At 59.0% G+C, this 13,464-nt stretch carries 11 protein-coding genes and 1 riboswitch; of the genes, 10 read left to right on the forward strand and 1 reads right to left on the reverse strand.

The window, feature by feature from the left end:
* Window positions 1–4 precede the first annotated feature (4 nt).
* Genes PAF17_RS14370 through uxaC form a run of 3 tightly spaced genes read left to right on the forward strand, consistent with a single transcriptional unit; the run spans window position 5 to window position 5,216 of the window.
* Window positions 5–2,392: a glycoside hydrolase family 31 protein gene (locus PAF17_RS14370; RefSeq protein WP_271889797.1), complete on the forward strand. Its 2,388-nt coding sequence runs from the start codon at window positions 5–7 to the stop codon at window positions 2,390–2,392.
* Window positions 2,379–3,812, forward strand: a complete 1,434-nt coding sequence (locus PAF17_RS14375; RefSeq protein WP_271889798.1) for a mannitol dehydrogenase family protein — start codon at window positions 2,379–2,381, stop codon at window positions 3,810–3,812. The genes PAF17_RS14370 and PAF17_RS14375 overlap by 14 nt, the downstream gene beginning before the upstream one ends.
* Window positions 3,813–3,815: 3 nt before the next feature.
* The gene (gene uxaC / locus PAF17_RS14380) at window positions 3,816–5,216 is read left to right on the forward strand and encodes a glucuronate isomerase (RefSeq protein WP_271889799.1); all 1,401 of its coding nucleotides are present in this window, start codon (window positions 3,816–3,818) and stop codon (window positions 5,214–5,216) included.
* 46 nt (window positions 5,217–5,262) lie between these two features.
* On the opposite strand, the gene PAF17_RS14385 is transcribed toward uxaC, so the two are convergent.
* Window positions 5,263–6,336 carry an alcohol dehydrogenase family protein gene (locus tag PAF17_RS14385; protein WP_271889800.1) on the reverse strand — a complete coding sequence of 358 codons (1,074 nt, stop codon included), beginning with the start codon at window positions 6,334–6,336 and terminating at the stop codon, window positions 5,263–5,265.
* 85 nt (window positions 6,337–6,421) lie between these two features.
* Here PAF17_RS14385 and PAF17_RS14390 point away from each other — a divergent pair, with 85 nt between their 5' ends.
* The 7 genes from PAF17_RS14390 to PAF17_RS14420 all read left to right on the forward strand — a co-directional run bounded on the left by PAF17_RS14390 (window position 6,422) and on the right by PAF17_RS14420 (window position 13,435).
* Window positions 6,422–6,928 (forward strand): TetR/AcrR family transcriptional regulator, encoded by a 507-nt coding sequence (locus PAF17_RS14390; protein WP_271889801.1) that lies wholly within the window; start codon window positions 6,422–6,424, stop codon window positions 6,926–6,928.
* A 124-nt stretch (window positions 6,929–7,052) separates the two neighbouring features.
* On the forward strand, window positions 7,053–8,060 hold the full coding sequence (locus PAF17_RS14395) for a hypothetical protein (RefSeq protein ID WP_271889802.1): 1,008 nt from the start codon (window positions 7,053–7,055) through the stop codon (window positions 8,058–8,060).
* 80 nt (window positions 8,061–8,140) lie between these two features.
* A riboswitch (TPP riboswitch) is annotated at window positions 8,141–8,247 on the forward strand.
* Window positions 8,238–8,849: a YkoF family thiamine/hydroxymethylpyrimidine-binding protein gene (locus PAF17_RS14400; RefSeq protein WP_271889803.1), complete on the forward strand. Its 612-nt coding sequence runs from the start codon at window positions 8,238–8,240 to the stop codon at window positions 8,847–8,849. It overlaps the preceding riboswitch by 10 nt.
* A gap of 24 nt (window positions 8,850–8,873) precedes the next feature.
* Window positions 8,874–9,626: an ABC transporter permease gene (locus tag PAF17_RS14405; RefSeq protein WP_271889804.1), complete on the forward strand. Its 753-nt coding sequence runs from the start codon at window positions 8,874–8,876 to the stop codon at window positions 9,624–9,626.
* Window positions 9,619–10,359 carry an ABC transporter ATP-binding protein gene (locus tag PAF17_RS14410; RefSeq protein WP_271889805.1) on the forward strand — a complete coding sequence of 247 codons (741 nt, stop codon included), beginning with the start codon at window positions 9,619–9,621 and terminating at the stop codon, window positions 10,357–10,359. The genes PAF17_RS14405 and PAF17_RS14410 overlap by 8 nt, the downstream gene beginning before the upstream one ends.
* Window positions 10,359–11,339, forward strand: a complete 981-nt coding sequence (locus tag PAF17_RS14415; protein WP_271889806.1) for an ABC transporter substrate-binding protein — start codon at window positions 10,359–10,361, stop codon at window positions 11,337–11,339. The genes PAF17_RS14410 and PAF17_RS14415 overlap by 1 nt, the downstream gene beginning before the upstream one ends.
* Before the next feature lie 266 nt (window positions 11,340–11,605).
* Window positions 11,606–13,435, forward strand: a complete 1,830-nt coding sequence (locus PAF17_RS14420) for an ABC transporter ATP-binding protein (protein WP_271889807.1) — start codon at window positions 11,606–11,608, stop codon at window positions 13,433–13,435.
* The last annotated feature ends 29 nt before the right edge of the window (window positions 13,436–13,464 follow it).

A 13,464-nucleotide genomic window follows, 5' to 3' on the forward strand; every position in this document is an offset into this window, starting at 1 on the left:
TATAATGAAAACGCTGAAGAACTGGGGCTTTCAGGGTCGCGACGATTCAACCGTCACCCTGAGCCTTGAGGCAGGTCGCAGCCTGCGTGTGACCGTTCTGGAACAGGATCTGTTCCGGGTGTCCCTGATCGGGGCAAATGGCTGGCGTCAAGGGCGGACATGGTCAATCGCCCCGCAGCAAGATGTCGCTTTCCAGGGTCGGAACCGCGATGACAACAGTGGCTTTACCTGCCCGGATTTCGCGTTGGATCAGCAAGAGGACGCGCTGGTCATCCAGACAGAGGTCATTCGGCTGACCATTCGCGCGCCCTTGCAATTGATCTGGCACGCCCGCGTGGACGGCGAATGGCGGGCCTTTGCCGCCGACCGGCCGACCGGCGCATATATGGCCGGAACCAAAGACCACGCGCACGCACATTTCCTGCTGCGTGACACGTCCGAACAGGTCTATGGCCTGGGCGAAAAGTCGGGCGATCTTGAGCGATCAGGTCGCCGGTTTGAAATGCGAAACCTGGACGCGATGGGCTATGATGCGGAATCGACCGATCCGCTGTACAAGCATATCCCCTTTACAATGACGCGCACCGCCGAGGCGGGATCGTGGTCGATTTTCTATGACAACCTCGCCAGCTGCTGGTTCGATCTGGGCAATGAGCTGGACAATTACCACCGCCCCTACCGGGCTTATCGCGCGGTGGATGGCGATCTTGACTATTACATGTCGTGGTCTCGGGATCTGGCGGGCCTGACGCGCAGGCAAACCTGGCTGACAGGCGGAACGGCATTTCCGCCGCGCTGGTCGCTGGGTTATTCGGGTTCAACCATGAGCTATACCGACGCGCCTGACGCACAGGACCAGCTGACAGGATTCCTGGACAAGATCACCGAACACCAGCTGCCCTGTGACAGCTTTCAGATGTCATCGGGCTATACATCGATCGGTGACAAGCGCTATGTCTTCAACTGGAACACCGACAAGTTTCCCGATATCGATGCAATGGCGGCGCAATTCGCGCAGCGCGACGTTCATCTGATCGCGAATATCAAACCCTGTCTCCTGCAGGACCACCCCCGCTATGACGAGGCCGCGGAGGCCGGCCTTTTCATCCGCGACAGCGAATCCGACGCGCCCGAACGTTCGGTATTCTGGGATGACGAAGGATCGCATCTGGATTTCACCAATCCGGCGACTGTGGATTGGTGGAAATCCAATATCGCCTCGCAGTTGCTGGCGCATGGAATCGGGTCGACCTGGAACGACAATAACGAATACGAGATCTGGGATCATGGCGCGATCTGTCAGGGCTTTGGCCAGCCAATCGACATCGGCCTGATCCGTCCCTTGATGCCGGTGCTGATGACCCGTGCCTCGCGCGATGCACAGGTCGAACACGCACCGGGTATCCGACCCTATCTGATCAGCCGCTCGGGCGCGCCGGGAATCCAGCGTTACGCGCAGACCTGGACCGGGGACAACCGGACCGATTGGAAAACCATCCGCTACAACAACCGGATGGGTGTCGGGCTTTCCATGTCGGGCATCTATAATATCGGGCATGATGTCGGCGGCTTCTCGGGGCCGCGGCCCGAACCCGAGCTGTTCCTGCGCTGGGTGCAGAACGGCATTTTCCATCCGCGCTTTACCATCCATTCCTGGAATGACGATGCCACGGTCAACGAACCCTGGATGTATCCCCAGATCCTGCCTCAGATCAGGGCGGCGCTGGACCTGAGATATCGACTTGTGCCTTATCTTTATACGGCGCTTTACCAGGCAGTGACCGCATATCAACCGATCTTGCGCCCGACATTGATGGATCACGAAAACGACGCGCGTTGTTTTGAGGAAAGTGATGATTTCATGCTGGGACGTGACCTTCTGGTCGCAACGGTGCTGGAAAAGGGGGCGTGCGAGCGCACGGTCTGGCTGCCGCAGAACGATACGGGCTGGTATGATTTCCACAGCGGAGAATGGCACGCTCCGGGGCAGGAAATCACCCTTCGGGTCGATCTTGATTCGATGCCGCTATTCGTGCGCGCCGGCGCAGTCTTCCCCTTGTCAGAGGGAACGATGCGTGCGTCCGGCAGCACGGATCAGGCCCGCAACCTTGCGGTCTTTCCTGCCGCCGGGGTCTTTGACGACCGCGCCATGCTTTATGAAGATGACGGCATCAGCGCCCAGGCCCTGAACGGCGCAAACTGGGTGCTGGATATTCGCGTCAAAGGCAGCGAGGATACCATCGACTTGACGCTGACCGCTTCGGGCAGCTGGCAACCCGCTTGGGATCATCTGACCTTTGCTCTGCCTGCCGCGGAAACCCGCATCCTGCGGATCAACGGTGTCGCAACCGACCATATCGCCACAAACGAGGTGCCGCATGCCGACCATTGATCACGTCACGTTTTCATTTGATCGTGCCGCGCTGAAGCCCCGGATCCTGCATATTGGCTTTGGTGCGTTCGCGAGGGCGCATCAGTTGGTCTATCTGAACGAGGCGCTTGCGGATGGCAGCGACTGGGGCGTCATCGCCTGTCGCCTGAATTCGGGGCAGGACGATCTGGATGCGCTGGATCGCGCCGATCACCTGTATCACGTGATCGAGGCCGATGATCACGGCGTCACCGCGCGCGAGATCGGCGCGGTCTGCGCAACCCTGCATCCGAAACGGGACGGGATCGAACGCCTTCTCGATCAGATCGCCCAGCCTGATCTGTCGATCATTTCGCTGACGATCACGGAAAAGGGCTATACGCTTCGCGACGGGCATCTGGATCTGGAACACCCCGGCATTGCGGCCGATCTGAACGACCCGACGGCACCAGCGACGGCAATCGGAGTGATCGTCGCCGGGCTTGATTGGCGGCGCAAGGCCGGACATGGCGGCCTGACCGTGATGTCTTGTGACAATCTGCCCCATAACGGTGCGCTGGCACGCACCGCGATCATGGAATTCGCCCGGCTGCGCGATCTGGACCTTGCGGATTGGATTGCCCAGGAGGTCAGCTTTCCGTCAACCATGATCGACCGCATCGTTCCCGCGCTGGATTCCGACGCCCTGGACCTGATCGAAACGGCAACAGGTTCGCGCGACGAAAACAGCATCGTTGCCGAGCCGTTCCGGCAATGGGTGATCGAGGACAATTTCGCCGCTGGCCGCCCTGCATGGGAAAAGGCCGGTGCGCAGATCGTGCCCGATGTCGGCCCCTATGAAGACATGAAGCTGCGCATGCTGAACGGCGCTCACAGCTTTCTGGCATGTCTGGGGGTTCTGGCCGGATATCGCACGATCGCGGATTGCATGAATGACGTCACGCTGAAACAGGCCGCGCGTCAATTGATGGTGGACGAACAGGCCCCAACCCTGCAGCCGGTCGAGGATATGGATCTGGCGCAATACGCTGATGACCTGATCGCTCGTTTCGGCAATTCACGCCTGAACCATCAGACACGCCAGATCGCAACAGACACCAGCGCGAAACTGCCCCAACGCCTGATTGCCCCGGCAATTCAGCATCTTCACCAAGGTGAAGATTGTCCGCTGACCTATCTGGGGATTGCAGCGTGGTTGCGATATGTCAGGGTCACGGTCGAGGCCGGCCTGCCGTTGCCCGATCCCCTGGAAGCCGAGCTGCGCCAGATTGTTCAGGACGCCGACGATGGCGGCGACTATGTGATGGCGATGCTGGCGCTTGGTCAGGTCTTTTCGCCCGATCTGGCGGATTATCCGCGCTTTGTCCGCCCCCTGTTTGCCGCATACGAGGCGCTGTCGCAGGGCGATATCGGCCATGCAATCGCCCAAACCAAAGAGTGATCGATGACAACCTTTCTTGGACCCGATTTCCTGCTGAACACATCCGAAGCACAGCGGCTGTATCATGACGTGGCCGCCGATCTGCCAATCATCGATTATCACAACCATCTGCCTCCGGCCGAAATCGCGCAGGACCAGCATTGGGACAATCTGGGGCAGCTTTGGCTGGGCCATGACCACTATAAATGGCGCGTCATGCGTTGGGCTGGCATTCCGGAAGATCGCATTACGGCCCCTGCCAGTGATCGCCAGAAATTCGACGCCTTCGCAGAAGCCATGCCGCGCCTGGCCATGAACCCGGTTCATCACTGGTCACATCTGGAACTGTGGCGCTATTTCGGGTTGGAAGGCACCATTCTTTCACCGGAAACCGCGGATGAGGTATGGGATCACGTCAACGCCATGCTGCCGAACAAGGAATTCGGGGCACGCGGGCTGTTGCGGCGCATGAATGTTCAGTTCATTGGCACGACCGATGATCCGCTGGACGATCTGGCCCATCACCGTCACTTGCAGGACGACCCTGATCTGACAGTCGCGCCCAGTTTCAGGCCTGATCGCGCCTTCCAGATCGAGTCCGAAGGTTTTGTCGCGTATATTCAATCCCTTGGCGAATCTACCGGAGCAGAAATTCACAGCTTTGACAGGCTGGCAGGGGCATTGCTGCAACGCCTGGACCACTTTGTCGCGCATGGATGCCGGGCCGCAGATCATGGCATTGAATTGCTCGATTGTGGCGCGGAATATCCCGCCAGCAAGCTGGATGAGGTTCTTCGCCGCCGCCTTTCGGGTGCGGCCGTCGATGCCGATGACGCTGCGGCCTTGCGCGCAGCTTTGTTCGTGACCCTGGGCCGGGCATATGCTGCGCGGGGCATTGTCATGCAGCTGCATATCGGCCCGCTGCGCAACAATCGCAGCGGGTTGCTGGGCCGGGTCGGCCGCGATGCGGGTGCGGATTCCATGAATGATTTTGCAATCGCGTCGCCATTGAATGCCTTGCTGGATCGCCTGGATCGCACGGATGAACTGCCGGCGATGGTGTTGTATTCGGTCAACCCCGCGCACAACGCCGTTCTGGCGACCACGGCCGGAAATTTTCAGGATGGCAGCCGCCCCGGCAAGATTCAGGCGGGGACGGCATGGTGGTTCAACGACCAGCTGGATGGCATGGAACGCCAGATGAACGACCTTGCGCAGATGGGCCTGATTTCGACCTTTCTGGGCATGCTGACCGACAGCCGGTCGTTCCTGTCGTTCACGCGGCATGAATATTTCCGGCGACTGCTGTGCCGGATGATCGGTCAATGGCATGCCGATGGTCTGTTGCCCGACGACAAGACGGCATTGGACGAAATGGTTCGGGACATCAGTTATCGCAACGCGGCAAGCTGGTTCCTGCGCTAAAGCAGCCTGCGCCGGGGCGTGACATCGCCCCGGCGCTACATTGCGATCAATCCCGCACCTGAATGCCAATCTTGCCGATATGGGTCTTGGACAGGAACACCTCCTGCGCCTGACGTAGTTCATGCAAAGGATAGGTTGCGGCCAGTAGCGGGCGGATTTCCTGCGCCTCGATATACCCCACCAGATCGGTAAAGACGTTGTCGGGCTGATAGGTGCTACCAAACAGTGACAGGTCGCGCAGATACAACGTGCGCAGATCCAGCTCGACAATCGGCCCCGCTATCGCCCCCGCCGTGACATAGCGCCCACCGTTCTTCAGGGAATCGATCACCAGAGCCCACCCTGATCCGCCGACAAGATCGATCGCCAGATCAAAGGCCTTATCGGGCAACCGGCCATCCCGATCCAGCGTTTCATCCGCCCCCAGATCCTTCAGGGCGGCGGCCTTGCCCGCAGTTGTCAACGCGGTGACATGCGCGCCGCGCCGTTTTGCCAATTGTATCGCAGCAGAGCCGACCCCGCCTGACGCACCGGTAATCAAGACATTTTCGGCCCCCAAACCGGCACGCTGGATCATGCCCTCGGCGGTCGAAAACGCGCAGGGAAACGTTGCCAGTTCAACATCAGACAGGTCCGAACGCACGGGGATGGCATGGCGCGCGGGCATGGTCGTGTATTGCGCGAAACCACCATCCCGTTCGGACCCCAATGTATGGAAATCCATGTGCCTGCCCGATTCCGTCGAATGCATCGAACGCAGCAGCACCCGTTCGCCGATGCGATCCTGGGGCACCTGCGCACCTACGGCCACGACCTCGCCACAAACATCCGCGCCCTGCACACGCGGAAAGATCAAGGCGGCACCGGACCAGGCGCCATCAGCATCGGCACCACCACCATAGCCTTCGGCGGCGCCGGACGCGGTATCACCCCGTACAGTTTTGGAATACCAACCCGTCCGCGTATTCACATCGGTATTGTTCAAAGCCGCCGCGCCGACGCGCACCAGAACCTCGCCCGCCGCAGGGGCCGGCACGGGCAGGTCTTCGCGCCATTGCAGTTTGTCCAATCCGCCATGGCCTGTCAGGACAACACCTTTCATGGTTTTGGGCAACGTCATGAGGATCACCTTTTCCTTGGTAGAATGTTTACTCTACTTGCGTAGGTAGAGAGAACATTCTACATCGTCAAGCATGAAGGATATCGTGACGAAAATTTCTGCCGGGCTGGAACATGCCTTCGCCACGCAAGGCTTTGCGCAACCCAGCGTCGAGGATCTGCGCGATGCGGCCGGTGTCAGCCTGCGAACATTGTACAAATACACCCCTTCGCGAAGCGATATGGTGTATGCGGCACTGGAATATCGCCATCAGCGATATGTGACGCTGATATGTGACGACCTGCCAGCTGACCGGCAACAAGCCCTGTTCCAGATGCTGGACAGAATTGGCCATTGGATGGCCGACGAAGCCACGCATGGCTGCTTGTTTCATGCTGCCGTCGCTTCGGCACCAACGGATTCGCGCTTGCATGAATTGCTGGAGCGCCACAAATCCGAGGTTGCGGCCCGGGCCGCAAAGGCGACACAGCTTGAAGGTCAAGAAGTATCTCTGTTGCTGATCTTCGAAGGGCTGACCCAGACTTGGCCGCTGTACCGCGAACGGGCTGTCGCCAGCGCCCAGAAACTGGCCCGCCATTTGCTGGACGACTGATCGCGATGTTCAGCGGCTGCCGCCCCGACCTTGCCGCGCGCGCGCCAAACTTTTACGGTCCGGCGACGAAAAGGCCGCCATACCGCAAACTCTGGGCGCCAACATGACCGGGCGGGAAACAAAGATGCTCTATATCCATATCGGCACGCAGAAAACCGGTTCGTCCTCGATTCAGCACGTGTTGCATATGAACGAGCCGGCCTTGAAAAAGCACGGCTATACCTATCTGCGCACCGGCCGCAAGGAATCCAATGGCTTGCGGATTCATCACAACCCGATCGCAGCTGCCCTGCTTGCGAATGACAGCGCCCCCTTGCAACGCAAGCTGCACAAGGAAATCACCAGGAAACGCACCGGCACGGCCATTCTCAGCGGCGAGCTGCTTTCAAGACCGAAGGTGGCCGCGAAACTGCGCAGGTTTTTGCCCCCATCCATCGCCGATCAAATCAAGATCATCATCTATCTGCGGCGCCCGGACCTCTATGTCGAAAGCCTGTTCAAACAGCGACTGAAGGCCGACGATACCAGACAAGACGCCTTGCAATTCCTGCGCAATACGCGTGACGGGTTGATGCATGAGAAGATCATCGACGAATACGCCAAACATTTCGGCAGCGAAAACATCATCATTCGCCCCTATGATCGTGCCCATCTTGTGAATGAAAATGCTGTTGATGACTTTCTGCATGTCATCGGCATGCCCGATACTACCAATATTATCCGCCCGGCACATAACGCGAATACCTCTTTCTCATTGGCATTCAGCCAGATGTCAGGCTATGCCGTTCGCCACCTTGGCCTGAAGGCACCGGCGATCACCCGCGCCGTGCAGGCCCAAAACCCCGACGGCATCTTCAGGTCGCGCGATGTCTACAAACTTCGAAGGCGCCGAAATATCGTCTCTTATCACAATGATACTATTGAAAAAATAAGGTCTGTATATCGACCCGACCTCGACCAACTCTTTGACACAAGCGACCTCGCCGCAGGCGCGGACGACCCGTTTCCGACCAGCGCAGAACAAATCACGCTTATGCAAGACGCGGCCCAGGCCATGATGCAGATCATCCCGCATCTTTCACCGCCCTCGAAAAAATCGGCGCGCACCAAGCTGCGATTGCCGCGCCTGTAGAAAAGCAGGTCTGTTTCGCCTCTGCCCGACCGTGCAGCACCCCGCGCTTGACATCAGGCCGACCTTCCATGATGGTGCGCGGCGGTAAACGGGGGTGCTCTGATCGGGGCTGAGATGTGCGAAATCGCGCGAACCCTTCACAGCTGATCCGGGTAATGCCGGCGGAGCGAGGATCGCATGTTCATTGGCGCTCAGGTGTCGCTATATCCGATGACGTCGGATTTCGTTCAGGTCATCATGTCCGGACTGACGGCGCTGGACCCGTATCGTGACGATCTGCGCATCGAGACCGACGATATGTCCACATTGATGGTCGGTGCGCCCGGTCCGCTGATCGACGCGATCCGCGATCTGTTTGCCACCACCGCGCGCAACCCCGCCCATTCGACAATGCATGTCACGCTGTCACGCGGCTGCCCCGGCGAACCCGATGATCCCAATTGTCGCTGCGACATTCTAGCCGTGGCTCAGAACACGCCGCTGGATCAAAGGCAGCAACAGGCGCTGGCCGCAGTGGCGGACGCGCCCGAAACAGGCGTCCGGATCGACATTCAGTTCTCACTTTACGTGCTGGGTCAGGACCGGCACATGGATGAAATCTATGGCTGTATAGATTTTCTAAAAAACTCCGGCACTTTCTTGAAGTCGAAGAATTTTTGCACAAGGCTTCGCGGTGATGCCGGCCCCGTTTTCGAAACACTGCGCCAGGCCTTTCTGCGCTTTGGCCCCGCCGAAGGTCACGTCACGATCGACATGACGGCATCTGCCAACAGCCCCAGCCAAGCCTGAGGAGCCGGCGCAAGGAAGACCGATTTGCCACGCATCCTGCCCACAATGATCCTAGCGGCCCTGCTGCTTGTCGGGTGGGAAGCGTATTGCCGTCTGGCCGAAGTCTCGCCCCTGATCCTGCCGGCGCCAAGTGGGGTCTTGCGTGCATTGGCACAAAACCGTGCCGAGATCGGGATGCATGCGGGGGTGACGCTGGGGGTTGCGACCTTGGGGTTTTCCCTGTCAATCTGCTTTGCCTTTGCCACCTCGGTCCTGCTGCATTTCGTCGGCTGGGCCGAACGCGGCCTGATGCCTCTGTTCGTCGCAAGCCAGACCATACCTCTGGTCGCGTTGGCCCCGCTGATGATCCTGTGGTTCGGCTTTGGGCTGCTGCCCAAGGTGTTGCTGGTGATCCTTGTGACATTCTTCCCGATGCTGCTCAGCCTGCTTTCGGGATACCGTCAGACACCGGCGGCCTTTCGCGAATTGCTCGGATCGATGGGGGCCAACCGCATGGAGATTTTCCGCCGAGCCGCCCTGCCCTCGGCGCGCCCCGCATTTCTGGCGGGTCTGCGCATTTCTGCGACATATGCAATCGTGGCGACCATCTTTGCCGAATATGCCGGGGCGCGGCGGGGGTTGGGGATCTATATCCTGTCGGCAAAGAACAACTTTCGGGCGGACCTTGTTCTGGCGGCGGTGGTCGTATCCGCCTGCCTGACCCTGACCCTGTTGGGCGCATTGCGTTTGATCGATCGCTGGACAGCCAAAGGCCCCGAGGCCCGCAACCATGCTTGAGATCCGCAATCTCTGTATCCGCGCAGGCAAGCGAACATTGCTGTCCGGCCTGAATCTCGGGTTGCAAGACAACCGGATCACCGCTGTGATCGGGCCTTCTGGATGTGGCAAGACATCGATCTTGCGATGGCTGGCAGGCATCGCCCCGCCGTCGATGCATAGTGACGGTGAACTGTTGCTGGATGGCGACGCCATCGCAACGCCGCATCCGGCGCTATGCTATCAGCCCCAAAACGACGCGTTGTTCCCGTGGCTGACGATTATTCAAAACGCATCACTCGGCCTTGAAATTTCCGGGAAATCGCGACGCGAAGCAAAAACGCTTGTCGCGCCCCTGTTCCAGTCGTTCGGGCTGCAAGGCTGCGAGAACATGTTTCCGTCGCAGCTTTCGGGTGGAATGCGCCAGCGCGCGGCATTCCTGCGAACGGTTGTTCAGGACGGCCGCTTCATCCTGCTGGATGAACCATTTTCCGCACTGGATGCCGTGACCCGCCTGCGGATGCAGAAATGGCTGCTGGCGCGATTGCAAGACCGTCCGCGCGGGGTTCTGCTGATTACGCATGATCTGAACGAAGCCGCATATATGGCCGATCGCATCATCGTCATGTCCAGTTCGCCCGGACGCATCATTGCCGATCTTCCTGTCGATCACATGCGCGGTCAGCGGGGCGAAACCGCCCTTGCGCCCATGCGCGATAAACTGAAATCACTGCTGCTAGAGGAAACCCCCTGATGATCCGCCCGATATTCTTTGCCGCAACCTTGCTTGCACCGGCTGCCGCACATGCTGATTCATTCGTGTCGGTTGCACTGGACTGGACGCTGAACACGAACCATATCGGGCTGGTTGTCGCGAAGGATCGTGGTTTTTATGGCGATGTCGGCCTGGATGTCGACCTGCTGCCCTATTCCGACACCAGTTCTTCGGCATTGTTGGCGGCCGGGGCGGCGGATTTCGCCTATCTGACATCGCTTGGTTTCATGAGCGCAAAGGCGGCTGATGCCGATCTTGTCGCGCTATGGGCAACCATGCAGCATGAAAATGGCCGGCTGGTCTATAACAGTGACAACACCGAGATCACGCGCCCGGCCGATCTTTCGGGCAAGACCTATGCAGGTTTCGGCAGCGCCTGGGAGGCGGCACTGATCGGCACGATGATCGAACATGACGGAGGCGACCCCGTTTGGGATACGGTCACGCTTGGCACCGGCGCCTATGAGGCGCTGGCCTCGGGCGCGGTGGATTTCACCCTCGAGGTCGCCACATGGGAAGGCGTCAACGGTGAACTTCTCGGGCGCAAGCAATCGTCATTCACCTATGCGGATTACGGTATTCCCGACCAGCAGAACGGATATATCGGCACCCGAACCGAGGTGCTGAGCGAGCAGCCAGAAATGGTCAACGCGTTCATGCAGGCCACCCAGAAAGGTTATGAATGGGCGGCTGACCACCCGCGTGCCGCCGCACAAATCCTGGTCCAGACCGGCGACTTCCCGAACGAGGCGTTGGTTCATGCCTCAATGGCTGCGATCGCCAGTGGCGGCTACCTGCGGGACGGCGACACCCCCGTCGGCAAGATCGACCCGACGCGCTTTTCAAACATGGCACATTTCCTGTTTGACAGTGGCGTGCTGAAAGACGCCGACGGTAAGACCCTTGCCTGGCCGGGCGATGTATCAAACTGGTTCGATCAGGGCTGGATGGAAGACTAGCCCCCGCGTTCCCGGAACATGTGAATTGATGATCGGGTCACCCATAGGGTGGCCCCTTTTTTGTTGCCCATGAGCAAAAACAACCGATCAGTCGGATGTTTATTGTTGAACAATTTGACTGATTGGTAAGTGCATTTATAAAAATCACCCTATTGATTTATGACATAGGCGCGTCATAATGAACCCGCGCGCCTGACATGCCGTGCATTGCCACATATGGCGAAACATTGCGGCGACACTGCTTCCGCCGAAATCAGAGGGCAAAGATGAAAGACACGCATCACACCTCGCTTCTCTCCGTTCAGGGGCTGACGGTTTCATTCGGCGCAAGTCAGGTGATCAAGGATCTCAGCTTTGAGGTGCCGTTGGGCAAGACGGTCGCGGTCGTCGGGGAAAGCGGATCCGGCAAAAGCGTGACCTCGCTGTCGATCATGCGGCTGGCCGATCTGAATGGTGCAACCTATGACGGCGGCTCGATCGTCCTGAATCCCGCAACCCGTCCGACCGACCTGTTGACATTGCAACAGGACGAGGCCCGCCAGATCCGCGGCAAGGATGTCGCGATGATCTTTCAGGAACCGATGACATCGCTGAATCCGGTCTATACGATCGGTGACCAGATTGCAGAAATCCTGATGCTGCACGAAAGAGTGTCGCGCCAGGATGCCTTGACCGAGGCCGTGCGCTTGCTTTCGCTTGTGCGCCTGCCTGATGCGCAGGGGGTAATCAACCGTTATCCCCATCAGCTGTCTGGGGGCATGCGTCAACGCGTGATGATCGCAATGGCTGTGGCCTGCCGACCGAAACTGCTGATCGCGGATGAACCGACCACGGCGCTGGATGTCACCATTCAGGCCCAGATTCTGGATATTCTGCGTGATTTGCAGGCCGAGCTGGGCATGTCGATCATTTTCATCACGCATGACATGGGGGTCGTGGCCGAAATTGCCGATCAGGTGGTGGTCATGTGGAAGGGCGAAAAGGTCGAAGAGGGTCCGGTTGAAACCATTTTCGCGACCCCCCGGCACCCTTATACGCGCAGTCTCTTGTCTGCGGTGCCCAAGCTGGGCGCGATGACGGGGCAGGATTACCCGCTGAAATCGCCATTGACCGTGCTGGTGGATGGCCGACCAGAACAGGTCGGCGAAACCCGCGTTCAGGACACTGCGCAAATGGCCGCCGCACCCTTGCTGAGCGTCCGCGACCTGTCGGTCCGCTTTGACCTGAAAAAAACCTGGTATGGCAAGGTCACGCATGTATGCCCGGCTGTAACCGGCGCCAGTTTCGATATTCATCCCGGCGAGACCCTGTCTCTGGTCGGTGAAAGCGGATCGGGAAAATCGACGATTGCGCGGGCGATCATGCAACTGAATTCCCCCAGCGCCGGCGACATTGCCTTTGACGGCAAGCCCATGTCACGCATGTCCTTGGCCGAACGCCAAAAGCTTCGACAAGAGATCCAGTATATTTTTCAGGATCCCTTTGCCTCGCTTGATCCGCGCAAGACCGTGGGCTGGTCGATTGCGGAACCCATCCGCACCCATGGGCTGATGGACAATGACCGCAACATCAGCCGCCGCATCGGTGAACTTCTGGAACGTGTCGGCCTGCCCGCAAGCGTCGCGACACGCTATCCTCATCAGTTTTCCGGCGGCCAGAGGCAACGGGTTTGCATCGCCCGCGCATTGGCCAGCAAACCACGCCTGATCATCGCGGACGAGGCGCTTTCGGCGCTGGACGTCTCGATTCAGGCGCAAATCATCAACCTGTTCATGGATCTGCAAAAGGATGACGGGCTGGCCTATCTGTTTGTCAGCCATGACATGGCCGTGGTTGAAAAAATGAGCCATCGTGTCGCGGTGCTGTATCTGGGCCAAATCGTCGAAATGGGCAGCCGCAGACAGGTGTTCGAAAACACCGCGCATCCCTATACGCGCCGGCTTTTGTCGGCCGTGCCCCATCCCGATCCGACCCATCGGCGCGAACCCGTCAGGCTCGAGGGGGAAGTTCCTTCCACGACCCGCCGCATTGGTGATGAACCACCGGCCGCGATCCATCGTGAGGTATCACCTGGACATATGGTCGCAAGCAACTGAATATAAACCTAAAAACCACCAACAGGACC

This window comes from Paracoccus onchidii (assembly GCF_028294535.1).
Lineage (GTDB): Bacteria > Pseudomonadota > Alphaproteobacteria > Rhodobacterales > Rhodobacteraceae > Paracoccus > Paracoccus onchidii.